We start from the raw sequence: 24,195 nt of genomic DNA on the forward strand, positions 1-24,195 counted from the left end.
TCGCGCATCGCCGACCGGAGTCGGGACGCGTCCGCCCCGGCCTCCCGCGCACGGGGCGCCTCGCACCGCCTGCCTATCCTTCTCCCCGTACCCGATCAGCAGTCCGAGGAGATCGCCATGGCCGCCACCCCCATCGCCGTCGTCACCGGCGCGAGCAGCGGCATCGGCGCCGCGACCGCCCGTACGCTGGCCGCCGCCGGTTTCCGGGTCGTGCTGACCGCCCGCCGCAAGGACCGCATCGAGGCGCTGGCCGCCGAGATCACCGAGGCCGGCCACCAGGCGACGGCCTACCCCCTGGACGTCACCGACCGCGCGGCCGTCGACGAGTTCGCCACCGCGTTCCGCTCCCTCGCCGTCCTCGTCAACAACGCGGGCGGGGCGCTCGGGGCCGACCCCGTCGCGACCGGCGACCCCGCCGACTGGCGGCAGATGTACGAGACCAACGTGATCGGCACGCTCAACGTCACCCAGGCCCTGCTGCCCGCCCTCACCGCGAGCGGCGACGGCACGATCGTGATCCTCTCCTCCACCGCGGCGCTCTCCGCGTACGAGGGCGGCGGCGGCTACGTGGCGGCCAAGCACGGCGAACACGTCCTGGCCGAGACCCTGCGGCTGGAGATCGTCGGCACCCCGGTCCGGGTCATCGAGGTGGCTCCCGGCATGGTCAGGACCGAGGAGTTCGCCACCACCCGCTTCCGCGGCGACACTGAGAAGGCCGCCAAGGTCTACGCGGGCGTCGACGCCCCGCTGACCGCCGAGGACGTGGCCGACACGATCGGCTGGGCCGTCACCCGCCCCAGCCACGTCAACATCGACCTCCTGGTGGTCCGCCCCCGCGCCCAGGCCTCCAACACGAAGGTCCACCGCACCGGTTGAGCGGCTCATCCCCTGAGGGACGGGCGACGGGACCACCGGACTACGGGACGTACGGGGCGGGGCGCAGCCGCCACCGCCGGACCGGCCCTCCGCACCCATTTCTCTCGATCACTCGTGCGGGTGACCCGGCCGGATCACCCACCCGGCCCTCGCAGTCGCTGCCCAAGCGCGGTCGCGCCAGAACACAGCGCGGCCCCCGGTCAGGATTGCCGTCCCGTCCGAGGGCCTCACCATCAGGAAGTTGGGCTTCCCATGGCTGAGCACGACACTGACGCGCCCCCACTGTTCGAGATCGGAGATCACCTTCCGCCCCAGCGGCCGGTCCGGTCTTCATGGATCTCGAACACCCCGAATACGCTTACATGTTCGGTTCCCTCCAGGCCGACGGCCACCTCGCACAAGGCACCGGCCGCACGGGCAACCTGACGGTGGAGATCGGCGTCCGGGACATCGCCGTGCTCCACGCGTTCCAGCGGCTGACCCCGTACAACAGCAGCATCCCCGAGCGGGTGCGAGCCACGAACTTCTCCCAGGAGCACCACTCGGCCATCTGGACCCTCTGCACCTCGCTGACCACCGCGAGCGCCGCTGTCGGCGCCTGTCTCTGCAGGTACGTCAAGGCGGTGACCGGGGCCGCCCGGCAGATCAAACGCAACACCCGCGACGGAATCTTCAACGTCGTCTACACGAAGGAGGCGGCGGTTCAGCTGGTCGAGCACCTCTCCTCCCCGGGCTGTCTGTCCCTCGCGCGCAAACAGACGGCAGCCGCTTCTCTCGCTTCCTGGGAGCGCCCGGCGGACATGAGCGTCCGCCCTCCGGGGCGACGCTGGAAAGCCTGGGAGGACCGCGTTCTGCCGGCTCACGACGACACCGGTACGGCGGCCGCCGAACTGGGCCGCGGTCAAGCCTCCCGCTCCGTACGCATGTGGCGGCCGAAGACCGGGAAGGGCGGCACCCCAAGGACGCTCCGCCTGGCGCGTAACTCCCCGGAGGACGGATGAAGGGCGTGCCGCCGTCGGCGGCGATGCCCCTCATCTCAACCCTTGATGCAAATGACCTGCTTGAGCTTCGCGACGACCTCGACCAGATCCCGCTGCTGCTCCATGACCTGCTCGATGGGCTTGTACGCGGCAGGGATCTCGTCCAGAACGCCGGAGTCCTTGCGGCACTCCACACCGCGCGTCTGCTCCTCCAGGTCACGCACCGTGAAGCGACGCTTGGCCGCGTTCCGGCTCATCCGGCGACCGGCTCCGTGCGAGGCCGAGTTGAACGCCTTCTCGTTGCCGAGACCCTTCACGATGTACGAACTGGTGCCCATCGAGCCGGGAATGATCCCGTACTCCCCGGAGCCGGCGCGGATCGCTCCCTTGCGGGTGACCAGCAGATCCGCTCCGTCGTACCGCTCCTCCGCCACGTAGTTGTGGTGGCACGAGATCTCCTGCTCGAAGACCGGCTTCGCCTTCTTGAACTCCTTGCGGACCACGTCCTTGAAGAGCGCCATCATGATCGCGCGGTTGTACTTGGCGTACTCCTGCGCCCAGTACAGATCGTTCCGGTAGGCGGCCATCTGCGGAGTCTCCGAGATGAAGACGGCCAGGTCCCGGTCGACAAGGCTCTGGTTGTGCGGAAGCTTCTGCGCGATGCCGATGTGGTGCTCGGCGAGTTCCTTGCCGATGTTGCGGGAGCCCGAGTGCAGCATCAGCCACACCGCACCCTCACTGTCGAGGCAGAACTCGATCATATGATTTCCCGAGCCGAGCGTTCCCATCTGCTTCGTGGCACGTTCCTGACGGAATTTGACCGCATCGGCGATCCCCCCGAACCGCCCCCAGAAGTCGTCCCATCCCGCCGTCGAGAACCCGTGCAGCTTCCCCGGGTCCACCGCGTCACCGTGCATCCCCCGGCCGACCGGGATGGCCTGCTCGATCTTGGAGCGCAGCCGTGAGAGGTCGCCGGGAAGGTCGTTCGCGGTGAGGGACGTCCTGACGGCGGACATCCCGCAGCCGATGTCCACGCCGACCGCGGCCGGGCACACCGCGCCCTGCATCGCGATCACCGAACCGACCGTCGCCCCCTTGCCGAAGTGGACGTCCGGCATGACGGCGAGACCCCTGATCCACGGCAGCGTGGAGACGTTGCGCAGCTGCTGCATCGCCACGTCCTCGACCGACGCGGGGTCCGCCCACATCCGGATCGGGACCTTCGCTCCCGGCACCTCTACGTACGACATAACTCCTCGATTCCCCCGAAAAGACTGAAAGCGCAAAACCGGTACCAAGATCGGCAAACCTGTCGGCCGACCGGCGTTCACAGCGGCGCGTGCGATACACATTGTGTCCATCGGCCGCCTTCGAGCGGCAACCCGTTTTCCGTACCGAAGGGAGCCTGGGACGGTGCGAGACATGGCGTACGTACCCGGCGTCGCGCTTCTGGCAGCGCTCGCCGTCGGCTGCAGCGCCGGCTCCGACAGCAACGCGAACGGTGCCGACAGCAAGGCGGGCAGCCCGACGGTCACCCCCGCGCCCCCGGGCAAGTACGAGACCCTGCCCGCCCCCTGCCGCGCCGTGCCGCGCGGCATGCTCAAGGACCTGCTGCCCGGCGCCGCGGAACTGCCCGGGGACCAGCAGGAGAAGGTGTTCCGGGGATCGGCCTCCGTCACCTACGACACCGACCGCAAGGTCGGCTGCAGCTGGAAGTCCGACGCGCCGAACGCCACCCGGAGCCTCTCCATCGACTTCGAGCGGGTCGTCTCCTACGACCCCGCGGTCAGCGACGACGACCGCGCCGACACGGTGTACGCGAAGAAGGAGAAGGCCGCCGGCCTGTCGTCGCCGGCGGCCGCCGGGCCGGACGCGGAGAAGAACAGCGGTGCTCCGGACGCGCAGGGGAAGCAGAAGGACAAGGACAAGGCCGGCGCCGACACGGACAGGCCGGAGGACGCGGCGGCGGACGCCACGGCCTCGGCGGACGGATCGGCGGACCCCTCGTCCTCCTCCTCGCCCTCCGGCGGCGACGGCGGGGGCGACGACGACGGCGCCAACACGGAGGAGGCCCTCCCCTCGCGCGTCCTCGACAACCTCGGAGATGCCGCATTTCTGCACAATCTGCCCACTCGGGCAGGTTCCACCGCACAGCACCGCACGGTGAGCGTGGTATTCCGCACATCGAACGTGGTCGTGACCGTCCGGTACGCCGAGCAGCCGGCCCTCGTCACCCAGGTGCCCGACAGCAGGGAACTCCAGGAAAAGGCCCAGGCACTGGCCCGGAAGCTGGCCGAGACGCTCAGCGAATAGGCCCGCGCCCGACGGGCCCCCACCGGCCGGATTCCGCTCTCCGGGGGCCCTCGACGGCGGCACGGTCCGACCGCCGGCCGTCGTACCGTGGCTGTCCGGAAGACGTACCGCCCCGCTACCGAGCCCACCCGTACACCGCACGAACCGAGACCTCCAGCACCGAGAGCTCCGTGCCATCCGAGTGAAGGAACCATGCACCGATCAGCCCCGCGCCTGTCCCGCATCCTCGCCTGCGCCGCCGTTCCGGTGATGCTCGTAGCCGTCGGCTGCTCGTCGGACTCCGGCTCCGACGGCAAGAAGAACGCGGGCTCCTCGTCGTCCGGCTCCCCCAGCGCCAAGCCCTCGGAGCCCACCGTCGAAGCCGCGAGGTTCGACGATCTGCCCGACCCGTGCGCCTCGGTCACCAAGAAGACGATCAAGGACCTGGTGCCCGGGGCCAAGAAGAAGAACGGCACGGCCGGCCGGTCCAACGACCTGGCGGCCCGCAGCAGTTGCTCCTGGAACGGCCTGGACGACAAGGGCGTCGACGGCTCGCAGTACCGCTGGCTGGACGTCGGCTTCACCCGCTTCGACTCGGACCAGTCGCTGGGCAGCGGCGCCAAGCGCGCCACCGCCGAGTACACGAAGCAGGTCACCAAGGCGAAGGCCTCGGAGGGCGCCGAGAAGGTCGCCGCCGAGCTCACCACGGGCATCGGCGAGGAGGCCACGACCGTCACCTACGGCCTCAGCAAGACGGACGAGGACTTCGCGTACGCCACCGTCGTGGCACGCACGGGCAATGTCGTCGTCACCCTGACGTACAACGGCGCGGGTTACGCGGGTGCGAAGACGCCCTCGTCCGCGAGCATCGTCAAGGGCGCCCAGAAGGCCGCGAAGGAAGCGGTCGCCGCCGTCGCCGACACCGCCGACGCCAAGGTCGCTCCCCCGGTGAAGGGCGGCTCCGACGACAGCGAGAAGGACGTCAAGAAGGACACGGCCAAGGGCACCGGCAGCGACAGCGACAGCCCCAAGTCGAAGGCGAAGCCGAAGACGAACTGACGGCCTTCCCGCACGTTTTCCCGAGACCCGGCCCTCCCCGAGGGCCGGGTCTCGGGGTTCGGACGAGCCCCCGCCCGAAGACTCACCCGGAGTCCCCGCCGAAGCGGCGCCGAAGCCCCCGCCGGACCCGGGAACAGCCCCGCAACTCCTCCCCCACGTAACGAAACTCGCACACATGTGCCAGGCTGTCCCCTCGCCGGGCGTCTGAAGCCTGGCCGAAATCAACCCGCGCGCAGGCCGGGTCCGGGTACAGAGGTCGGGGAGGGGATCGCGCGTGGCCGCGATGCAGCTGACACGCACGCACCGCATACTCATCGGGATCGTCGTCGCCGGTGCGGTGCTCATCGCCGCGATCGGTTTCGCGGGTTCCTACGCCGCCGTGCGTGAACTCGCGGAGGACAAGGGCTTCGGCGAGTTCGCGGTGGTCTTCCCCATCGGCATCGACGCGGGCATCTGCGTCCTGCTGGCCCTGGACCTCCTGCTGACCTGGATGCGGATCCCGTTCCCGCTGCTGCGCCAGACAGCGTGGCTGCTGACCGCCGCGACGATCGCGTTCAACGGCGCGGCCTCCTGGCCGGATCCGCTCGGCACCGCGATGCACGCGGTGATCCCGGTGCTGTTCGTCGTCTCCGTCGAGGCGGCCCGGCACGCGGTGGGCCGGATCGCGGACATCACGGCCGACAAGCACATGGAGGGTGTCCGGCTCACCCGCTGGCTGCTCTCGCCGATCCCGACGTTCAAGCTGTGGCGGCGCATGAAGCTGTGGGAGCTGCGCAGTTACGAGCAGGTCATCAAGCTCGAACAGGACCGGCTGATCTACCAGGCCAGGCTCCAGGCCCGCTTCGGCCGCAGCTGGCGGCGCAAGGCCCCGGTCGAGTCGATGATGCCGCTGCGCCTCGCGAAGTACGGCGTGCCGCTCGCCGAGACCGCCGCGGCCGGGCTCGCCGCCGCCGGCATCGAACCGGCCCTGCTGCCGCCGGTCGAGGGGTCCCGCCCGAAGGCGGAGCTGCCGTACGAGCCCCAGCGGGAGCAGACGGGCGAACAGGAGCACGGCCACGAGCAGGGGGGGTACGCGAGCGGCCCCGGGGGAGACGAGCAGCCCTCTCAGCAGGTCCCCCACCCGCAAGACCGGCAGCACCAGCAGCCCCCGTTGCCTCAGCAGCAACAGGGGCCCGCCGTCCCACCCACGCACGACAGCCCCTGGTTCGCGGCGCAGAAGCTGCCCGACGGCACCTCGCACCAGAGCGCGTACGACCCGCGGCAGGGCGAGGGGCTGGAGCACGCGCCGGTCCAGATCCCCTCGGGCCCCGGCCGGACCCGGCCGCTGGGAGACGTGGGCACCATCGGCGCGGTCCCGCACCCCGGTCACAAGGAAGCCACCGGCGAGGCCACCGGCGAAGCCGCCGACGAGGCCCCCGGGGACGCCTCCGCAGAAGCGCCCGAGGAGGCGCCGCAGTTGGAGGAGTGGTCCCAGGAGGACGCCGAGTTCGCGAGCATGGCGTTCGAGGTGTTCAGCGCGTACACGGACGAGCAGGGACATCACCCGAGCGCCGAGGCCCTGGAGATCCACCTCGCCGACACCCGCAACGTCGGTCATCCCCGCTCCCGTGAGCTGCTCCAGCGGCTGTGGCCGGAGTTCAAGCAGGCGTACGTCCCGGCTCGTTCGACGGTCGACCAGCCCGCCTGATACCGCGCGGACCCGCGGTCGGCCGGGCCGGAGCGGCCGGCCGACCCACCAGGACGCTCGCCGCCATCGGCCAGGGGAACGCGCCCAGTTCCGACAAGGTCCTGCGCGGTACGCCGGAGGCGAGGCCGCGGTGGCGACGGCGGTGGTGGTGGCGGTGGCGGTGGCGGTGGCGGTGGCCGGGGTGTACACGGCCGTCGTGAGGGCGAACGCCGCCAGTGAGGCGGTGGTGTGCCGGCCGAGCAGAGCGGTGTCGACCAGGCCGCCCGCGGTGGAGGCGAGCAGGGCCAGGTACAGCGGCAGCGCGGTGGCGACGGTGCGCCCGACCGGTCCCGCCCGCGGGGGCCCGGGGCGCGCCCCGACCGTCTCCCGGCCGCCGGGGCCGGGGCCTGCTCGGGCCCGCCGCCGGAGGCGCGGCCCCACGGCACGGCGGAGCGCCGCCACCCGGGGGTCCGGGTGACGGCGCTCCGACGCACGGGACGTTAGGCGCCCGGGTATCGCACCGCTACGCGCCCAGCAGCCTGCGCACCCGGTCCGCCCCCACCGCGAGCAGCAGCGTGGGCAGGCGGGGCCCCGTGTCGCGGCTGACGAGCAGCCGGTAGAGCAGCGCGAAGAAGGACCGCTGGGCGGCCTTCAGCTCGGGCGTCGGCTTGGCGTCCGGCTCCAGGCCCGCCAGCACCTTCGGCACGCCGTAGACGAGCGTGGTGAGCCCGTCCAGCGACCAGTGCGAGTCCAGCCCCTCCAGGAGGAGGCGCAGCGACTCGCGGCCCTGGTCGTCGAGGGAGCCGAGCAGTTCCTTGTCGGGCTCGTCCCGGACGATGGTGCGGGCCTCGGCCGGGACCTGGGTGGTGATCCAGTTCTCGGCGCGGTCGAGGCGCGGGCGGGCCTCGTCCAGTGAGGTCAGCGGGTTGGCCGGGTCCAGCTCGCCGAGGATGCGCAGCGTCTGGTCCTCGGCGCCGGCCGTGATGTCGGCGACCGAGGCGAGCGTCCGGTACGGCAGCGGGTGCGGGGTGCTCGGGAGCTCCCCGGCCGCCGTGCGGACGGCACGGGAGTACGCGGCGGCGTCTGCGGGCAGCACCGTGCCGTCGGCGACCCTGCGGCCCAGCGAGTCCCACTCGTCGTACAGCCGCTGGATCTCCTGGTCAAAGGCGATCTTGAACGACTGGTTGGGCCTGCGGCGGGCGTAGAGCCAGCGCAGCAGCGGCGCCTCCATGATCTCCAGCGCGTCGGCCGGGGTGGGCACCCCGCCCTTGCTGGAGGACATCTTGGCCATGCCGGAGATGCCGACGAAGGCGTACATGGGCCCGATGGGCTGGACGCCGTCGAAGACCTCGCGGACGATCTGGCCGCCGACGACGAAGGAGGAGCCGGGCGAGGAGTGGTCGACGCCGCTGGGCTCGAAGATCACGCCCTCGTACGCCCAGCGCATGGGCCAGTCGACCTTCCAGACGAGCTTGCCGCGGTTGAACTCGTTGAGGCGGACCGTCTCGGCGTAGCCGCAGGCCGAGCAGGTGTAGTTCAGCTCGGTGGTGTCGTCGTCGTAGGAGGTGACGACGGTGAGGTCCTTCTCGCAGTTGCCGCAGTAGGGCTTGTACGGGAAGTAGCCGGCGGTGTTGCCGCTGCCGTCGTCCTCGTCGGCGGCGCCGGAGCCCTCGGCGGCCTCCAGCTCGGCCTCGTCGACCTTCTTCTGCTGCTGCGGCTTCTTGCCGCCCTTGCCCTGAGGGCCGCCGGCCGGGTCCTTCTTCGTCCGGTAGCGGTCCAGGACGGCGTCGATGTCGGCGCGGTGCTTCATCGCGTGCAGGATCTGCTCGCGGTAGGTCCCGGCGGTGTACTGCTCCGTCTGGCTGATGCCGTCGTACTCGACGCCCAGCTCGTCCAGGGCCGCCGTCATGGCGGCCTTGAAGTGCTCGGCCCAGTTCGGGTACGCGGAGCCGGGCGGGGCGGGCACCGAGGTCAGCGGCTTGCCGATGTGCTCGCCCCAGGTCGCCTGGTCGACTCCGGGGATGCCCTCCGGGACCTTGCGGTAGCGGTCGTAGTCGTCCCAGGAGATCAGGTGGCGCACGGTGTGCCCGCGGCGGCGGACCTCGTCGGCGACCAGGTGCGGGGTCATGACCTCGCGGAGGTTGCCGAGGTGGATCGGGCCCGACGGGGACAGGCCGGAGGCGACGACGACCGGTTTGCCAGGCGCACGACGCTCCGATTCGGCGATGACATCGTCCGCGAAGCGGGAGACCCAGTCGGTCTCGGTGCTGGTCTGACTCTCGGCCACGGTCGGCACGTCCTTCTCTCGTCTGTCGTTTCCCGATGGGGTCCGGTCCATTCTCCCAGCTACCACCCGCAGCGCGAAAACGGCTTTACGCCCCGTGGGATACTGGGGGGATCCCTTGGACGCCCAAGAGAACCCCTCGTACCCCCTACCGAAACGGCAGCCGGACATGGCCTCGGTCCCTTCCCTCGCTTCCACGCTCCAGCAGCAGCTGGCGGACGCCCTGACGGCAGCTCTGCCGGATGCCGGCGCCGCGGACCCGCTGCTGCGACGTAGCGACCGGGCCGACTTCCAGGCCAACGGCATCCTGGCGCTCGCCAAGAAGCTCAAGGGCAATCCGCGTGAGCTGGCCGCCCAGGTCACCGCCGCCCTCCCGGCGGGCGGACTGATCAAGGACATCGAGGTCTCCGGGCCCGGCTTCCTCAACATCACGCTCACCGACCGGGCGATCGTCGAGACGCTGGCCGCCCGGGCGGCGGACGGCGACGGCCGGCTCGGCGTGCCGCTGAAGGACGATGCCGGCACGACGGTCATCGACTACGCCCAGCCGAACGTGGCCAAGGAGATGCACGTCGGCCATCTGCGGTCGGCGGTCATCGGCGACGCCGTGGTCAGGATTCTGGAGTTCACCGGCGAGAAGGTCGTCCGGCGGCACCACATCGGCGACTGGGGCACCCAGTTCGGGATGCTCATCCAGTATCTGATCGAGCACCCGGGCGCGCTGAAGCACGAGGGCGGCGCGAGCGACGGCGAGGCGGCGATGTCGACGCTGAACCGGGTCTACAAGGAGTCGCGGGTCCTGTTCGACTCCGACGAGGAGTTCAAGGCCCGCTCCCGGGACCGGGTGGTGGCCCTCCAGGCCGGGGACCCCGAGACGCTGGAGCTGTGGCACCGCTTCGTCGACGAGTCGAAGATCTACTTCCACTCGGTGTTCGACAAGCTCGACATGGTGATCGACGACCCGGACATCGTCGGCGAGTCCGGCTACAACGACATGCTGGAGGAGACCTGCCGGATCCTGGAGGAGACGGGCGTCGCCGTCCGCTCCGAGGGTGCGCTGTGCGTGTTCTTCGACGACGTGAAGGGCCCGGACGGCAACAAGGTCCCGCTCATCGTGAAGAAGACGAACGGCGGCTACGGCTACGCGGCGACCGACCTCTCCGCGATCCGGAACCGGGTGCAGGACCTCAAGGCGGACACCCTGCTGTACGTGGTGGACGCACGGCAGTCACTGCACTTCAAGATGGTCTTCGAGACGGCCCGCCGGGCGGGCTGGCTGAACGAGGACGTCCAGGCCGTACAGCTCGCCTTCGGCACGGTCCTCGGCAAGGACGGCAAGCCGTTCAAGACCCGTGAGGGCGAGACCGTGCGGCTGGAGGACCTCCTCGACGAGGCGGTCACCCGGGCCACGGCGGTCGTCCGGGACAAGGCCGACAAGGTGGGCCTGTCCGAGGAGGAGATCGTCGAGAACGGCCGGTACGTCGGCATCGGGGCCGTGAAGTACGCGGACCTGTCGACCTCCGCCGTACGGGACTACAAGTTCGACCTGGACCAGATGGTGGCGCTGCACGGCGACACGCCGGTGTACCTCCAGTACGCGTACGCCCGGATCCAGTCGATCCTGCGCAAGGCGGGGGACGCGGTCCCGGCCGCCCACCCGGAGCTGGGGCTGGCCCCGGCGGAGCGGGCGCTCGGTCTGCACCTGGACCAGTTCGGCGAGGTCCTCGCCGAGGTCGGCGCGGGGTACGAGCCGCACAAGCTGGCCGCGTATCTCTACCAGCTGGCGTCCCACCTGACCACGTTCTACGACCAGTGCCAGGTGCTCAGCCCGGACAACGCCCCGGAGGTCGTCGAGAACCGGCTCTTCCTGGTCGAGCTGACCGCCCGGACCCTGCACCGGGGGATGGCGCTGCTGGGCATCCGGACGCCCGAGCGGCTCTGATCCCGCACCCGGCCGTACGTACGTCGGCCCCGGTCACCGTCACAGGTGCCCGGGGCCGACGCGCGTAGGCCGGTCCGGGTCAGGGAGCGGTGAGTTCCACGACGACGTCGTAGACCGCCGGGTTCGGTGTGACCGGCTTCTCGGTCTGCTCGCGCGCCGCCCGGGTACGGGAGGCGAAGTCGGGGTCGGCGGTGGCGGCCTCCCACGCCTCCTGGCTCTCCCAGTGGGAGACGTTGACGAGCTGGAAGCGGGAGTCCGAGGAGCGGGCCCGGTGCATCCGCGAGTCGATGAAGCCCGGCTTCTCCCGCATGAGGCGGGCCCGCTCCTCCCACTTCCCGACGAAAGCGTCGAGTTCGTCGGCGGAGATCTCGAAGACGTTGATGAAGGTGACGGGCGAGTCCGGCGTGCCGTCGGCCGGGAGGTTCTCTGTGGTCATACCGAAAGCCTAAGCAACCGGCCGGAGTTGAGGGGCGCCGCCCTCTCCGGCGCGGTTGCGGGGCCGCCTACTGCGGCCGGCCCAGCGCCCACCCCGACACGTCGGCGAGGCGTCCGCGCCACAGCGGCAGGGAGACCGGGGTCATCGCCCCGACGACGAGCGTGACGTCCCTCAGATGGATCCAGCGGGGCAGCCGGGCCGTCTCCGCGTCCTCGTCGGCGCGCAGTTCCCGTACGCCCTGGTCGACCGTCTCGGGGAACTCCGCGAGCAGGTTGGCGCCCTCGCCCTCGACCTGGCGCAGGCTCCTGGCCCACTCGGCCTTCCACTGCTCGTGCCCGATGACGTCCCCGTGCAGCAGGCCGCCGGGGTGCGTCAGGGTGAGGGGCAGGCTGGAGCGGGGGTCCTCGTCGAGGAGCTGGATGAGCAGCTGGAGCTGAAGGTCGGGCAGGGGTTCGGTGATCACGGCGGCGGACGGTGCCGGTGAGGTGTCGGCGGTGGCGCTCATGGGCCCTTCCCTTCACATGGCGGACGACGGTCGTCCTCCCCGCCTGCCCGGCGGGCGCGGAAGCACGCCCCGGGGAGCAGGCCGGCCTCAGTGGGAGCACGCACTCCCCAGGAGCAGGCCCGGGCCTCAGAGGAAGCGGCGGATGGGCAGCACGGCCGCTTCCCGGGCCCGCTGGAGGAGGTCGCGGCGCTTCCACCGGCCGCGCTCGATCAGCGCGCTCTTCTCCCGGTCCTCGTCGAAGTGGCCGTCGAGGGTGGCGGTGAAGTCCCGGTCGAGGACGGCGAGCATGACTTCCTCGTCGTGGTCGAGCGAGCGCCGGTTGAAGTTGGTGGAGCCGATGAGGCTCGCGATCCGGTCCACGGTGAGTGTCTTGGCGTGCAGCATCGTCGGCTGGTACTGGTAGATCTTCACGCCGCAGGCGGTCAGCTCCTCGTAGAAGCGCTGGCCGGCGAGCTGGCAGACCCGCTTGTCGGTGTGCGGCCCTGGCAGCAGGATCTCGACCTCCACCCCGCGCCGGGCGGCGTCGCAGAGGAGCCCGGTGAAGTAGGCGTCGGGGGCGAAGTAGGCGGTAGTGAGGCGGACGCGTTCCTCGGCGGACTCCAGGACGACCCGGATCAGGGTCTGCATGTCCTGCCAGCCGAAGGACGCGGAGCCCCGTACGACCTGGACGACGGCGTCCCCGTGGCGCTCGCTCACGACGAACCGGTCGCGCTCGTCGAAGAGCTCCTCGTGGCACTCGGCCCAGTTCTGCGCGAACGCGGCGGCCAGGCCGTCGACGGCGGGGCCGGTGACCCGGACGTGGGTGTCGCGCCACTCGTGCTCGTTGCGGGCGTCGCCGCACCACTCCTCGGCTATCCCGACGCCGCCGGTGAACGCGGTGCGCTCGTCGACGACGAGGACCTTGCGGTGACAGCGGTGGTTCTGCTTCATCGGCGAGAGGTGCAGCGGCTTGCGGAACCAGGTCACGGTGACCCCGGCCCGGTCCATCAGCTCCAGCTGGTCCTTCTCGATGAGCCGGCAGCCGAACCCGTCGAGCATGAGCCGCACCCGGACCCCGGAACGGGCCCGCTCGGCCAGCGCCTCGGCGAACCGGAGAGCGATGTCACCGCGCCAGTAGACGAACGTCATCAGGTCCACGGTGTGCTCCGCGCCCCGGATGGCCTCCAGCATCGCGCCGAATATCTCGTCGCCGTTGCGGAGCGGGAGGAGGGCGTTCCCCTCGGTGGCGGCGATGCCGATCAGCCGCTCCAGCCTGCGTCGGAGCCGCAGGGACCGCTCCTCGCAGGTGCGGGTGTCCAGGGCCATGGGGTCGGGGGCTTCGGCGGTCGCGGACATGGGTCACCTGGTGGGGAGGCGGGCTGGGGCGGCAGGCCGGCCGGAACCGGGCGGACCGCGAGGACCCGCCGACTGTACTCCTGTACGAATCCGGACGAAACCGGCCTCCGCCGCGAAGGGCGTGGACGCGCCCTTCGCGGGTGGACGGGGAACGGAGCCGGGCCCCGCGTCAGGACGCGGGCTCCCACCCGCTCTCCTCGTTGCCGTACACGTACTCCGGCCGCCCCTTCATCCCACTGGTGCGGAACAGCTTCCCGCGGTCGTCGATCCGCACCACCCCTTCCTTCCCGCCGCTGCTCCACTCCAGCTCCAGGTACCAGCTGACGTCGTAGCCGACGGCCTTCATGTCGAGGTTGAAGACCTCCACGTCCTCGGACGTCACCTTGTACGGGAAGTCCACGGCCGGAACCACCGTGTCCCCCTGCCTCCCCGGCACCGGCCGGAGGGTGGGGTGACCGGCGTCGAGGTGGGAGACGAAGGTCTGGGGCGCGATCCCGCTGCCGCAGCCGTTGCCCATCAGATACGCCGACCAGGGCAGCGGGGCCTTGCGGGAGACGACGCGCACGTGCATCCCCTTGAGGACCACCGCCTCCCGCGAGGTCCCCTGCACGGTGAGCTGGAGCAGCATGCTCCCGGCGTCGACCCCGCCGTACGACTCCGCCCAGCCGCGCCGGTCCTGCGGCGCGGGCGGCGGGTCCAGCTCGTCGGGGCCCCGGTTCACCAGGTAGTGCTGACCGCAGGGTTCGTCCCAGTTGTACGAGGAGATGCTGACGGCCGGCGGAGCGCCGAGGCCCGTACCGCTGCCGCCACCGGCTCCACCGCCCTGCGGCCGCCCCGGCCCGGAGCCCGCCGAGGGCTGCACGGACGGCGGCCCCGAGGGGGAGGCGGAAGCGCTCGCCGAAGGACCGGCCGAACTCGGGCTCACGGAGGGCCGGGGCGAGGCCGAAACGGAGCCTTCCGGCGCGGGCCCGGGGTCTCCGCCCGCGTCCTCCACCCGGTCCGCGGCGGCACTCCCGCCGTCCTCCTGCCCCGACCCGACGAGGTCGGCGGCGACGACGGTGGTGGGGACGAGGAGCGCGGCGACCCCGGCGGCGGCGATGAGCACCCGCGTACGCCGGGAGAGCCGGGACCACCGGGAGCCCGCCCCCGGCCGAGCGCCACCGGACGTGACGGACGGCTCGACGACTTCCGCGGCTTCAGCGACTTCGACGACGTCGGGACCAGCACCGGCCACAGGAACACCAGCAGAGGCAGAGTCAGCCACAGGGCCGGGGTCAGACACAGAGGCAGGGGCAGGGGCAGGGGCGGCTGCGACCGCCCCGGGCGCCGTCCCCGGTGCCGCCCCCGCCGGAGGCCGACGCCGGGCCGCGTCCGCCACGATCCACCGCCGGTGCACCTCCACCAACTCGTCGCCGGACGCCCCGCACACCCGCGCGAACCGCTCCACCGGGGCGAACTCGTTCGGCACGGCGTCCCCGTTGCAGTACCGGTGGAGCGTCGACGTGCTGACGTGCAGCTTCCCCGCCAGCACACCGTAGCTGCGCCCCGAACGGTCCTTCAGATCCTTCAGCAGAGCCGCGAACTCCACGGCCTCCGGCGTCGCCACGACGGCGTTCCCCTTCCTCGTGCGTCCCGGAACGGCGTTCCAGGGACGCGGAATCCCCGCAGGTCACCGTACGCGTAGACGTTCCAGCATCCCCAATGGTTCGGCAGGCGTTGCGGCCGGAATCCGCCGTGCCACAAGCTCGGACCAGACCACAGCAGGACCAGCGGGAACCAGCAAGACCCGGCAAGACCCAGCAGGACGAGCGGAACAACGGACCGGCCGTTCAACCGGACCAACACGCCAACCGATCACGGGGAGTACCACCGCCATGCGCACCAACCGCATCCGCACCACCGCCCTCGCCGCCACCGCTCTCGTGGCCGCCCTCTCGCTCACCGCCTGTGGCGGCGAGGACAAGGCCATGGGGACCAAGGCAGCCGGCTCGACCGGGACGACGGCCCCCGCCGCGACGAGCACCGATGCCACCGCCGGAACCGACGGCACCGACAGCCCGTCGCAGCCTGACGCACCGAAGGCCGGCACACCCGACACGCAGACCGTCCCCGCCGGAGGGAAGCACGCCGGCGGCAACGGCAACGGCGCCAGCAGCGCCAAGAAGCCGGAGACCGCGCCGAACAAGAAGGCCGCAGCGTCGATCCCGGCCTGCACGACCACCAACTCCAAGGTGACGGTCTCCTCGGTGAGCCGCCCGATCAACCACCTGCTGCTCACGGTGGTCAACACCGGATCCACCAACTGCGCCGCGTACCACGCGCCGTTCCTCCGCTTCGACGACGCGCAGGCCGTGTACCCGGTCTACGACGCCAGCAAGCCGCAGTCGGTCGTCGTGCTCTCCCCCGGCAAGAAGGCGTACGCGGGCGTCGCGCTCCTCGGAGAGCCCGGCCAGAACGAGCCGGTCAAGAGCGCCAACCTCGGCGTCATCATGGTCGACAGGAACAACGCGCCGAAGGGCGAGTCCACGCTGAAGCTCCCGGCGGAGACCTACACGGACAGCCTGGGCTTCGTCACCTACTGGCAGTCGGACGTCGAGAACGCCCTGATGTACTGAGCGGACGAGGCAGTCCAGGCCAGCGCCTGACGTGCGGTAACTGTGCGCGACCCGTACACCTTTCTTGTACGGGTCGCGCATGCGTGAAGTGGGTTCGGGGGTGGGAGTGGGAACCGTATGCACCCCAGAAAGCGACAGCGTAAGAACGCGTCGACCATGAAGCTCGTGGGCAAGCTGCTGGCCCGCTTCCGCACCGAGGCGGGCATGACCCAGGTCGAACTCGCCCAGGCCGCAGGCGTACAGGAGGACACGATCGCCTCCGTCGAGCAGGGCAGACGCTCGCTCGTCCCGGATCTGGCGGAGACGATCGACGATCTGCTGGACACCAAGGGCGCGCTGGCGACGGCGGTCGACAACATGCCGGAGGTCGACCTGATCCCGCTGTGGGCCGAGGACTACATCGACATGGAGCAGGACGCGCTGGCGCTGTCCTGGTACGACAACAAGGTCATCCCGGGCCTGCTCCAGACGAAGGCGTACGCGCAGGCGGTGTTCAGCAACAAGGTCCCCGTCTACAGCCCGGAGGAGATCGAGACGCAGACGGCGACGCGGCTGCAACGCCAGCAGATCCTGGACCGGAAGAAGCCGCCGACCACCAGCATTGTGATCTGGGAACCGGTCCTGATGATGAAACTGACGTCGGACGAGGACCACCGGGAACAGCTCCGCCACCTCTACGCGATGGCTCAGCTCCCGGGCGTCTGCCTCCAGGTGCTCCCGCTCGACAGCAGGGTCCACGCGGGCCTCAATGGCCCCTTCACTCTCCTGGAGACACCGGACCACCAGCACGTCGCGTACACCGAGACCCAGCGCGGCAGCCAGCTGATCTCCGACCGGAACGAGGTCAGCATCCTGGCCCAGAAATATGCGATGCTGCGAGCCCAGGCGCTCAGCCCCGTGGAGACCCTGCGCCTACTGGCCCGCTTACTGGGAGAGACATGAGCACCGCACTGAACTGGTTCAAGTCGAGCTACAGCGGCAGCGAAGGCGGCGCGTGCCTCGAAGTCGCCTACGACTGGCGGAAGTCGAGCTACAGCGGCGACGAAGGCGGGCAGTGCGTCGAGATCGCCGCCCACCCCGCCGCCGTCCACGTCCGTGACTCCAAGGACATCGAGGGCCCGACCTTCACCGTCGCGCCCACCGCCTGGTCGGCGTTCGCCGCCTACGCGGCCACCGCCTGACCGCTCATCGCTGTAAGCCTCATGCCCGGACCGTCTCGTAACGGAGCATCGCGACCCCGTTCCCGAAGGTCCGGGTCTCCACCAGCCGGAGCATCTGCCGCTCCTCCGTGTCCCGGAAGAAGCGGCGGCCCCGGCCGAGGATGACCGGGTGGACGTAGATCCGGTACTCGTCGATCAGATCGGCCCGCCGGAACGACTCCAGCAGATCCGGCCCACCGACCGCCAGGTCCCCCGAGGCGGCGTCCCGCAGACCGCGCACCTGCTCGGGGTCGACCTCGTGCAGCAGGGTCGCGTTCGGCCCCACGCTCTCCAGCGTCCGCGAGAACACGAACTTCGGCATGGACCGCCAGATCCCCGCGAACTCGGCCATCGGGCCCTCGTTGGACGGGTTCTGATCGGCGGTCGGCCAGAACTCCTCCATCAGCTCGTAGGTGACGCGCCCCTCGACGAAGCCGCCCATCGTCCGGAAGTAGTCGTTGAAGTGCTGGTGCACCTCCTCGTCGACGGTGTGCCAGTCGATGTCGCGGTCGGGCCCTTCGAAGAATCCGTCGAGGGAGAGGGAGATGGACGTGACGATCCTGTTCACCGGGAGCTCCTGTCGGATCGGCCCGGTCGACGGGAACGACGACCGGGCGGCGCGCAACGGGCCTCGACGATAAACCCGGGCACTGACAGCCGGGCCTAGCCGCGCCCGCCCCGCCGCACGGGCCCCGGCACGTCCCTCCGTACGGCCCCCCGCCGGTCCAGTTCCTCCCGCCAGTCCCGCTCGACCGGCTCGTCCGGCCGTACGGTCTCCGCCAGTGACGCGAGGATCGGCTCGGCCGTGGCCCAGAGCAGCGCGCCCCCGACCCCCGGAACGACCGTGCGCCGCGCCCCGGGGATCCGGGAGACGAGCCGGCGTCCGAGGTCGGGCGAGTGGGAGGCGTCCTCCTCGCCGTACCAGACCTCGACCGGGACGGTGATCGCCCCGAGGTCGATGGGCCAGCGCCCCATCGCGAGCACGGTGTCCCGGGCGTACCCGGCCGCCGCGCCCTGGCAGAACGCCTCGTCGAGGGCGCGGCCGTAGGCGGCGGCGAAGCCGGGGTCCTCGTACACGGCGAGGTCGCACGCCGGGCTTCCGGCCAGAACCATCCGCCGCATCGCGTCCGCGTCGAACCCGGCGAACACCTTCTCCGCCCCGACCGGGTCCTCCGCCACCCGCGCGACCAGGCCCCGCAGATCGTCGGGCAGGGCGGCGGCGAACCCCGGGTCCGCGACCTCGTCGGCGGCCGAGACGAGCGTGAGCGCGGAGACGACGCCCGCCGCCGCGCAGGCGAGGGCGAAGGGCGCGCCCTGGGAGTTCCCGAGCATGGCGGGACGCGGGCCCAGTCCGCGCAGCGCGATCAACTCCCGTACGTCGTCAGCGAAGTCCGCGAAGGTCCGGGCGGGCGCGGGCGTGGAGACCCCGAGCCCGGGCCGGTCCACCGAGACCAGCCGGACCCCCTCGTTCTCGACGGCCCCGGCCCCGATCCCGAGCCACCGGCTGGTCGCGGCCCCGGGCGAGAGCAGGACGGGCAACCCGTCCTCGGGCCCCCACTCGGCCCAGCCGAGCACCCTCCCGTCGGAGAGGCGGGTGGTTCCGAGCCGGGCGGGATCATCGACGTACAAACTCATGCCCGACATCATTATCCAGCCACCCCCGCCCCGCACCGGCTTTCGGCCCCCGGGCCGGTCGCGGCGGTCAAAGAGTCCGCAGGATGCTGCCGCTGATGTCCGCGCCCCCGCAGGCCACCGGCGGCATGTCGTCGTGGGTCAGCGTCGCCGCCCCGCACGTTGTCAGTGCCGCCGCCTAGGCTCCCCACCATGGCGACGCTCCCCAATCCACTGCCCTCCCTGGCCACTTCCGGCCTGGACCTCCCGCCCGGCTCCCTGGTGGACGCCACCCTGGACGGCCCCTGGCACGAGCCGCTGCTCTGGTACGCGGACGGCCCGCCGGCCCCGCGCGACTGGCCGGGCCTGCGGGCGGCCGGGCGGCGGGTCGGGCTGCTGCCGGTGCTGGTCACGGGCGGCCGGCGCGAGCAGTGGCCCGAGGAGTGGGACCTCTGCCCGGACGGCACGTCGTACCCCGGCGACCACGACGCCGACGAGGTCCTCGCGGGCTATTGGACTGCGTACGCGGCCGACGAGGTGGGCGACGGGACAGCGGCCGGGGAGGAGAGCGGGGAGAGCGGCGAGAGCACGGAGGGAGCCGAGGGACCCGGCTCCTGGCCCGGTCTCGCGCCCGCCCCCGCCCGGGAGGCAGCCGAGGACGCGGACACGGCGGCCGCAGGACTCGCGGGCGTCATCGCCGCCGACGCGGACGAGTGGCTCGGCGGGGCGCGGATGGCCCTCGTCCCGGCCCGCCGCAGCGCCGACATACCGGCGGCGATCGGCTGGTCGGGCCCGGTGAACCACGAGAACGACGTGGCCCGGCTCTGCGCGGTGCTCCGTTCCTGGGAGGACCGCTACGACGCCCGGGTCGTGGTGCTCGGCTTCGACACGATGATCGTCTCCGTGGGCCGCCCGCCCGCCACGGCCGAGGAAGCCCGCGCCCTGGCCGCCGAGCACTACGCCTTCTGCCCCGACAACATCGACCAGTCCCCGCCGTACGACCTCGACGTGTACGCCGAGAAGGCCGTGCTCAACCAGGAAGCGTGGTCGTTCTGGTGGGACTAGACACGACGGGACCGGAAACGGGGACGGGAACAAGCAAGAGCATGGGCACGGGAACGGGCAAGAGCCGTCCGGCCGGCCGGCGCTCGGACCTCAGCGGCATCAAGAAGTGGTGGCGCACGCTCGGCGGCGACGGCTTCGCCGTCCTCCCGCCGCCGACCCGGAGCCGCTACACCCAGTCCGACGGCCACGAGGACGCGGCAGAGCTGTTCGCGACCCGGTCCCTCGCCACCGACACCTCCTTCGCCTACTGGCACTGGCAGTCGCACTCCGCCTTCGACCGCTCCGGCGGCCTGAAGGGCGAGCTGTACGTGCACTGGGGCGGCGACCACGCCACGGTCGCCGCCGGCCTCGGCGACGGCCCGGACGGCTACCGGGTCATCGACGGCGGCCCACAGGGCGCGTTCCGGCTCGACAAGGTCACGGAGAGGGACGACGACGGACTCCCCGACCCCGAGGACACCGCCGGAGTACGCCAGTTCCTGGACCGGCTCCGCAGCCCCCTGGTGAACCGGGCCGGCAGGCCCCGCCACCACGACGCCCCGCTGACCGCCGCCGAGGAAAGCTGGCTGCACGACCGGCTGCGCGATCCGGTGGAGCTGGCCGGGGCGGCGGGGTTCGTCACGGCGCTGGAGTCGCGGCAGGCGTTGAACTCCGAGGAGACATCGCGGCTGCTGGGAGCCTGGCGGGAGGAGTACGCCGGGCGGCTCACCGAGTGGCCCGCCTGGGCGGACCTGCTGGACGCGCTGCTGCGCCACGACCACGAGGAGGTCTGGGACACGGTGGCGTGCCTCGGCCCCCGGGCGTCCGACGTCCTCGGCGCGGCCCCCTCCCCACACGCCCTGGACGTCCTGCGCGGGTGGTCGTTCACCGGTCAGCCCAACGCGATCCACGCCTGGCTCGACGTGCACCGGGCGGTCCACGGCACCGACCCGGTACGGTCCGCCGCCGTGCTCGCCGCGGAGCTGACCGCACACAACGCCCCCGATGCGTCCCTGAACAGCCTGTTCGCCGCGCTCAGCGCCGCCGTCACGCGCGACTGGCGCGCCGCCCGGCCGACGGCGGACCGCCACGCCGCCCAGGCGTTCGCGGCCCTCACCGCCGTACGCCTCGCCACCGACGACGCCCTGCCGCGCCCCCTGCGCGTGGCCGCCGCGCGCAAGGCGTACGACCAGGTCGCCCACGTACGGGAGCAGGCGGCCCAGCACCCCGGCGGCACCGAGGCCGAGGTGCTCGCCGCCGCCGACCGCTACGAGGCCGCCCGCGACGACCTGCTCGCGGGCACCGGCCCCGACCTCACCGGTTACGAGGGCGGGCTCTGCGACATCTACCACCGCTACCGCACCCCGACCCCCGCCGACATCCAGTGGCTCCGCGACCGGGTGGCCGACCCGTCCACCGGCGTCCAGGGCATCGCGTTCTGCCTCGAACTGCTCCACGCCCACGGCGAGGCGGGTGAAGCCGAGCTGGAAGCACTCCTGCCGCGCTGGAAGAAGGAGCTGACCAAGCAGTACCGCACCACCTACACCGAGTGGCGTCACCCCCTGGTCACCCTGACCTGCCTCGCCCTCGACCTGGACCACCCGGCCGCCGCCGACCTCACCGCCTGGTGGGCGAAGCCCAAGCCGCTCTGGAAGGCCCCGGTCCGGCTGCTGACCCACCTCGGCGCACCGGACGAGGCGAAAGCCGCCGAGCTGTGGGCCTTCGTGGTCTCCGGCGCCCACGACACCGGGCACCTGATGACCTTGGTGCTGCTCCGCGCCCGGCTCGACGGCACGCACCCCCTGCTCGTCGCCGAGCGGCTGATCGGACAGCGCGGCGTCCGCGAGTACGTCCTGCACCGGGTCCTGATCGGGGCGGCCGACCCCGCCCAGCCGCTCTGGCACTACGCCGTCGACCCGCGCAGCCACAGCTGGCTGCGGCGCGCCCAGGAGGTCGCCGACGACCCCCGTCTCACCGACGCGGCCCGCGCGATCGGGCTGAAGACCGCGCGCGAGCACTACGCGTTCCACTACCCGGACCAGGTCCGCCCGGCCCTCACGGACGGGCAGCTGGCGGCGGCACACGCCTGGGCGGAGGCCCGCGCCGACAGGACCGCCGCCGACTGAGCCCTCGTACTCATGCGGCCGGCCGCCCCCGGAGGTTGACTCGGCCGCATGAGCGAGAACAGCCACAAGGGCGGCAGCACCATGGCGACCACCCCCGCGCACACCTCCGACCCCCGTGCGTGGGTCGCCCCGCTGATCTCCACGATCGTGACGCTGCCGATGGGACTCGTCGCGCTGTTCATCGGCGGGCTCACCCCGATGGCGTGCGACTCCTGCAACGGGGCGGCGGCCGACCGCTTCCACGCGAGCTTCACCACCGCGTGGACCGTCCTGTGCATCGGCCTGATCCTCGCCCTGATCGTGCTGGTCGCCGCCTGGGCCGTCCCTCACCAGCTCCGCTACGCCGCCCGGCGCGTGGGCCTGGCGCTCACCGCCCCCGCCACCGTGATGGTCGCTTTCGTAGCATTCATGGCACTGGTCGACTGGCCCTGACAGAAAGTGTCCACCCCCATGAACGACACGAACCTCACGACCGCAGAGGCGACCGCAGAGGCGACCGCAGAGGCGACGGCAGAGGCGACGGCAGAGGCGACGGCAGAGGCGACGGCAGAGGCGACGACGGCAGCCGCAGAACGTCTGATAGCCGAGTTCCGCTCCCTGCCCGCCACCAGCGACCGCAAGCCCGAGATCATCACCGAGCTGGACGCCAACGCCCACGCGCTGCCGTTCCTCGTCTCGGTCGTCGCCGACCCCGGCGAGTACGACCTCGCCCGCGTCGAGAGCGCCACCGTCCTGCGCCTGTGGCCCCCGGCCGATCCCACTCTCCGCCACGAAGCGGGCCGCGCCCTGCTCAGCGCCCTGCGGGACCCGGAGGATGACCTGGTCCGCCAGTACGCGGCGATGTCGCTGGCGCCCTACACGGCCGACCCGGTCGTCGCCACGGTCCTGAACACCACCGCACGGGCCGACGAGGACCCGCTCGTACGGGACGGCGCCCGCTTCTCCATCGAGGAGGCCCACCGGCTCCAGGAGACCGGAGCAGGCGGGCCGTGAACCGCGAGAGGCCGAGCGGACCGGCTCAGCGCCGCGCGTCCCGCCCGAGCCACTGCGCGGCCTCGGTCGCCCAGTAGGTGAGGATCATCTGCGCCCCGGCCCGCCGAATCCCGGTCAGGCTCTCCAGGATCGCCTTGTCCCGGTCGATCCAGCCCCGCTCGGCGGCGGCCTCGATCATCGCGTACTCGCCGCTGATCTGGTACGCCGCGACCGGCACGTCCACGGACTCCGCGACCTTGGCGAGGATGTCCAGATACGGTCCGGCGGGCTTCACCATGACCATGTCCGCGCCCTCCTCCAGGTCCAGCGCCAGCTCCCGCAACGACTCGCGGGCGTTGGCCGGGTCCTGCTGGTAGGTCTTGCGGTCGCCGGTCAGCGAGGAGCCGACCGCCTCGCGGAAGGGGCCGTAGAAGGCGGAGGAGTACTTCGCGGTGTAGGCGAGGATCGACACGTCCTCGTACCCGGTCTGGTCCAGGGCGTCCCGGACCACGCCCACCTGGCCGTCCATCATCCCGCTGGGGCCCACCACATGGGCCCCGGCGTCCGCCTGGACCTGGGCCATCTCCGCGTACCGCTCCAGCGTCGCGTCGTTGTCCACCCGGCCGTCGCCGTCGAGGACTCCGCAGTGGCCGTGGTCGGTGTACTCGTCCAGGCACAGGTCCGACATCACGACCAGATCGTCGCCGACCTCCTCGCGGACCGCGCGCAGGCCGGCCTGGAGGATGCCGTCCGGGTCCGTGCCCGCCGTGCCCCGGGCGTCCTTCTTCCCGTCCTCCGGCACACCGAAGAGCATGATCCCCGAGACCCCGGCCGAGACCGCCTCGACGGCCGCCTTCCGCAGGGTGTCCAGGGTGTGCTGGTGCACCCCGGGCATCGACGAGATGGCGACCGGGGCGTCGATGCCCTCCCGCACGAACGCGGGCAGGATCAGGTTCGCGGGGTCGAGCCGTGTCTCGGCGACCATCCGCCGCATCGCCGGGGTCGTCCGCAGCCGCCGGGGGCGGGAGCCGGGGAAGTTTCCGTACGCAGTCATCCTTCGACGATAGACCCGCACGCGGCACGGTCTTACCGACACCCGCGCCGGGAAAGGCCCGTGAACAGGCGCCGGCCACCGACCCGGCCGTCAGGCCCCGGAGACGCCGACGGGCCCGGCGCCGACCCACCGACCTGGCCGGACACGCCGGCGGGCCCGGTCGCCGAAGCGACCAGGCCCACCCACCCCCGTACTACTG

22 protein-coding genes are annotated in these 24,195 nt (G+C 71.7%); 13 read left to right on the forward strand and 9 right to left on the reverse strand.

Translation table 11 applies throughout. The features are described 5' to 3' along the window. Positions 1-117: 117 nt before the first annotated feature. Both ACH4RG_RS24905 and ACH4RG_RS24910 read left to right on the forward strand, forming a co-directional pair. Positions 118-876: an SDR family NAD(P)-dependent oxidoreductase gene (locus tag ACH4RG_RS24905; protein ID WP_397920671.1), complete on the forward strand. Its 759-nt coding sequence runs from the start codon at positions 118-120 to the stop codon at positions 874-876. Between the two features lie 362 nt (positions 877-1,238). After that, positions 1,239-1,877 carry a hypothetical protein gene (locus ACH4RG_RS24910; RefSeq protein WP_398162995.1) on the forward strand — a complete coding sequence of 213 codons (639 nt, stop codon included), beginning with the start codon at positions 1,239-1,241 and terminating at the stop codon, positions 1,875-1,877. A 35-nt stretch (positions 1,878-1,912) separates the two neighbouring features. Here the strand turns inward: ACH4RG_RS24910 and ACH4RG_RS24915 are convergent, their stop codons facing one another. Then, positions 1,913-3,106 carry an RtcB family protein gene (locus ACH4RG_RS24915; RefSeq protein ID WP_397920667.1) on the reverse strand — a complete coding sequence of 398 codons (1,194 nt, stop codon included), beginning with the start codon at positions 3,104-3,106 and terminating at the stop codon, positions 1,913-1,915. A gap of 172 nt (positions 3,107-3,278) precedes the next feature. On the opposite strand from ACH4RG_RS24915, the gene ACH4RG_RS24920 reads away from it, so the two are divergent. The 3 genes from ACH4RG_RS24920 (at position 3,279) to ACH4RG_RS24930 (ending at position 6,894) form a co-directional block, all read left to right on the forward strand. After that, positions 3,279-4,169, forward strand: a complete 891-nt coding sequence (locus tag ACH4RG_RS24920) for a DUF3558 domain-containing protein (protein ID WP_398540265.1) — start codon at positions 3,279-3,281, stop codon at positions 4,167-4,169. Between the two features lie 192 nt (positions 4,170-4,361). Beyond that, positions 4,362-5,207, forward strand: coding sequence for a DUF3558 domain-containing protein (locus ACH4RG_RS24925; RefSeq protein WP_398540266.1), 846 nt, complete (start codon positions 4,362-4,364; stop codon positions 5,205-5,207). A 274-nt stretch (positions 5,208-5,481) separates the two neighbouring features. Beyond that, a complete protein-coding gene (locus ACH4RG_RS24930) occupies positions 5,482-6,894 on the forward strand; it encodes a DUF2637 domain-containing protein (protein WP_397920661.1) in 1,413 nt (470 codons plus the stop codon). Between the two features lie 502 nt (positions 6,895-7,396). On the opposite strand, the gene lysS is transcribed toward ACH4RG_RS24930, so the two are convergent. Then, on the reverse strand, positions 7,397-9,169 hold the full coding sequence (gene lysS, locus ACH4RG_RS24935; RefSeq protein ID WP_398540267.1) for a lysine--tRNA ligase: 1,773 nt from the start codon (positions 9,167-9,169) through the stop codon (positions 7,397-7,399). 157 nt (positions 9,170-9,326) lie between these two features. Here lysS and argS point away from each other — a divergent pair, with 157 nt between their 5' ends. Further along, the gene (gene argS / locus ACH4RG_RS24940; RefSeq protein WP_398540268.1) at positions 9,327-11,099 is read left to right on the forward strand and encodes an arginine--tRNA ligase; all 1,773 of its coding nucleotides are present in this window, start codon (positions 9,327-9,329) and stop codon (positions 11,097-11,099) included. A gap of 79 nt (positions 11,100-11,178) precedes the next feature. Here the strand turns inward: argS and ACH4RG_RS24945 are convergent, their stop codons facing one another. The 4 genes from ACH4RG_RS24945 to ACH4RG_RS24960 form a co-directional block, all read right to left on the reverse strand. Beyond that, a complete protein-coding gene (locus ACH4RG_RS24945) occupies positions 11,179-11,535 on the reverse strand; it encodes an antibiotic biosynthesis monooxygenase family protein (RefSeq protein WP_397920656.1) in 357 nt (118 codons plus the stop codon). Between the two features lie 67 nt (positions 11,536-11,602). Beyond that, a complete protein-coding gene (locus ACH4RG_RS24950) occupies positions 11,603-12,040 on the reverse strand; it encodes a hypothetical protein (RefSeq protein WP_397920654.1) in 438 nt (145 codons plus the stop codon). A gap of 126 nt (positions 12,041-12,166) precedes the next feature. Continuing rightward, positions 12,167-13,375, reverse strand: coding sequence for a phosphatidylserine/phosphatidylglycerophosphate/cardiolipin synthase family protein (locus ACH4RG_RS24955; RefSeq protein ID WP_398540269.1), 1,209 nt, complete (start codon positions 13,373-13,375; stop codon positions 12,167-12,169). A 169-nt stretch (positions 13,376-13,544) separates the two neighbouring features. Next, entirely contained in the window at positions 13,545-14,981 is a 1,437-nt protein-coding gene (locus ACH4RG_RS24960; protein ID WP_397928604.1) for a helix-turn-helix domain-containing protein, read from the reverse strand. A 268-nt stretch (positions 14,982-15,249) separates the two neighbouring features. Here ACH4RG_RS24960 and ACH4RG_RS24965 point away from each other — a divergent pair, with 268 nt between their 5' ends. The 3 genes from ACH4RG_RS24965 (at position 15,250) to ACH4RG_RS24975 (ending at position 17,171) form a co-directional block, all read left to right on the forward strand. Continuing rightward, positions 15,250-15,990 carry a DUF4232 domain-containing protein gene (locus tag ACH4RG_RS24965; RefSeq protein WP_397928606.1) on the forward strand — a complete coding sequence of 247 codons (741 nt, stop codon included), beginning with the start codon at positions 15,250-15,252 and terminating at the stop codon, positions 15,988-15,990. Between the two features lie 156 nt (positions 15,991-16,146). Continuing rightward, a complete protein-coding gene (locus tag ACH4RG_RS24970) occupies positions 16,147-16,932 on the forward strand; it encodes a Scr1 family TA system antitoxin-like transcriptional regulator (protein ID WP_398540270.1) in 786 nt (261 codons plus the stop codon). After that, positions 16,929-17,171: a DUF397 domain-containing protein gene (locus tag ACH4RG_RS24975; RefSeq protein WP_018961587.1), complete on the forward strand. Its 243-nt coding sequence runs from the start codon at positions 16,929-16,931 to the stop codon at positions 17,169-17,171. Before ACH4RG_RS24970 ends, ACH4RG_RS24975 begins: the two co-directional genes overlap by 4 nt. Before the next feature lie 19 nt (positions 17,172-17,190). On the opposite strand, the gene ACH4RG_RS24980 is transcribed toward ACH4RG_RS24975, so the two are convergent. Together ACH4RG_RS24980 and ACH4RG_RS24985 are read right to left on the reverse strand one after the other, a co-directional pair. Beyond that, on the reverse strand, positions 17,191-17,757 hold the full coding sequence (locus ACH4RG_RS24980; protein ID WP_398540271.1) for a dihydrofolate reductase family protein: 567 nt from the start codon (positions 17,755-17,757) through the stop codon (positions 17,191-17,193). A gap of 95 nt (positions 17,758-17,852) precedes the next feature. Then, complete coding sequence (locus ACH4RG_RS24985; RefSeq protein ID WP_398540272.1) at positions 17,853-18,824, reverse strand: alpha/beta fold hydrolase; 972 nt, start codon at positions 18,822-18,824, stop codon at positions 17,853-17,855. A 189-nt stretch (positions 18,825-19,013) separates the two neighbouring features. Between ACH4RG_RS24985 and ACH4RG_RS24990 the strand changes: the two genes are divergently transcribed. Genes ACH4RG_RS24990 through ACH4RG_RS25005 form a run of 4 tightly spaced genes read left to right on the forward strand, consistent with a single transcriptional unit; the run spans position 19,014 to position 22,963 of the window. Further along, on the forward strand, positions 19,014-19,865 hold the full coding sequence (locus tag ACH4RG_RS24990) for a DUF4253 domain-containing protein (protein ID WP_398540273.1): 852 nt from the start codon (positions 19,014-19,016) through the stop codon (positions 19,863-19,865). Positions 19,866-19,906: 41 nt separating this feature from the next. Next, on the forward strand, positions 19,907-21,970 hold the full coding sequence (locus ACH4RG_RS24995; protein WP_398540274.1) for a hypothetical protein: 2,064 nt from the start codon (positions 19,907-19,909) through the stop codon (positions 21,968-21,970). Between the two features lie 48 nt (positions 21,971-22,018). Further along, positions 22,019-22,402, forward strand: a complete 384-nt coding sequence (locus ACH4RG_RS25000) for a hypothetical protein (RefSeq protein ID WP_398540275.1) — start codon at positions 22,019-22,021, stop codon at positions 22,400-22,402. An 18-nt stretch (positions 22,403-22,420) separates the two neighbouring features. Continuing rightward, a complete protein-coding gene (locus tag ACH4RG_RS25005) occupies positions 22,421-22,963 on the forward strand; it encodes a hypothetical protein (RefSeq protein ID WP_398540276.1) in 543 nt (180 codons plus the stop codon). 25 nt (positions 22,964-22,988) lie between these two features. On the opposite strand, the gene hemB is transcribed toward ACH4RG_RS25005, so the two are convergent. Continuing rightward, a complete protein-coding gene (hemB, locus tag ACH4RG_RS25010) occupies positions 22,989-23,996 on the reverse strand; it encodes a porphobilinogen synthase (protein ID WP_351044180.1) in 1,008 nt (335 codons plus the stop codon). Positions 23,997-24,195: the final 199 nt, after the last annotated feature.

It is taken from the genome of Streptomyces sp. NPDC021019 (genome assembly GCF_044333295.1).
In the GTDB taxonomy this organism is placed as follows: Bacteria; Actinomycetota; Actinomycetes; order Streptomycetales; family Streptomycetaceae; genus Streptomyces.

Excerpts from the sequence above, each read along its gene's own strand:
- ACH4RG_RS24905 (WP_397920671.1), top strand. The coding sequence starts at position 118 with ATGGCCGCCACCCCCATCGCCGTCGTCACCGGCGCGAGCAGCGGCATC.
- ACH4RG_RS24910 (WP_398162995.1), top strand. The coding sequence starts at position 1,239 with ATGTTCGGTTCCCTCCAGGCCGACGGCCACCTCGCACAAGGCACCGGC.
- ACH4RG_RS24915 (WP_397920667.1), bottom strand. The coding sequence starts at position 3,106 with ATGTCGTACGTAGAGGTGCCGGGAGCGAAGGTCCCGATCCGGATGTGG.
- ACH4RG_RS24920 (WP_398540265.1), top strand. The coding sequence starts at position 3,279 with ATGGCGTACGTACCCGGCGTCGCGCTTCTGGCAGCGCTCGCCGTCGGC.
- ACH4RG_RS24925 (WP_398540266.1), top strand. The coding sequence starts at position 4,362 with ATGCACCGATCAGCCCCGCGCCTGTCCCGCATCCTCGCCTGCGCCGCC.
- argS (WP_398540268.1), top strand. The coding sequence starts at position 9,327 with ATGGCCTCGGTCCCTTCCCTCGCTTCCACGCTCCAGCAGCAGCTGGCG.
- ACH4RG_RS24945 (WP_397920656.1), bottom strand. The coding sequence starts at position 11,535 with ATGACCACAGAGAACCTCCCGGCCGACGGCACGCCGGACTCGCCCGTC.
- ACH4RG_RS24950 (WP_397920654.1), bottom strand. The coding sequence starts at position 12,040 with ATGAGCGCCACCGCCGACACCTCACCGGCACCGTCCGCCGCCGTGATC.
- ACH4RG_RS24955 (WP_398540269.1), bottom strand. The coding sequence starts at position 13,375 with ATGTCCGCGACCGCCGAAGCCCCCGACCCCATGGCCCTGGACACCCGC.
- ACH4RG_RS24965 (WP_397928606.1), top strand. The coding sequence starts at position 15,250 with ATGCGCACCAACCGCATCCGCACCACCGCCCTCGCCGCCACCGCTCTC.
- ACH4RG_RS24970 (WP_398540270.1), top strand. The coding sequence starts at position 16,147 with ATGAAGCTCGTGGGCAAGCTGCTGGCCCGCTTCCGCACCGAGGCGGGC.
- ACH4RG_RS24975 (WP_018961587.1), top strand. The coding sequence starts at position 16,929 with ATGAGCACCGCACTGAACTGGTTCAAGTCGAGCTACAGCGGCAGCGAA.
- ACH4RG_RS24985 (WP_398540272.1), bottom strand. The coding sequence starts at position 18,824 with ATGAGTTTGTACGTCGATGATCCCGCCCGGCTCGGAACCACCCGCCTC.
- ACH4RG_RS24990 (WP_398540273.1), top strand. The coding sequence starts at position 19,014 with ATGGCGACGCTCCCCAATCCACTGCCCTCCCTGGCCACTTCCGGCCTG.
- ACH4RG_RS24995 (WP_398540274.1), top strand. The coding sequence starts at position 19,907 with ATGGGCACGGGAACGGGCAAGAGCCGTCCGGCCGGCCGGCGCTCGGAC.
- ACH4RG_RS25000 (WP_398540275.1), top strand. The coding sequence starts at position 22,019 with ATGAGCGAGAACAGCCACAAGGGCGGCAGCACCATGGCGACCACCCCC.
- ACH4RG_RS25005 (WP_398540276.1), top strand. The coding sequence starts at position 22,421 with ATGAACGACACGAACCTCACGACCGCAGAGGCGACCGCAGAGGCGACC.
- hemB (WP_351044180.1), bottom strand. The coding sequence starts at position 23,996 with ATGACTGCGTACGGAAACTTCCCCGGCTCCCGCCCCCGGCGGCTGCGG.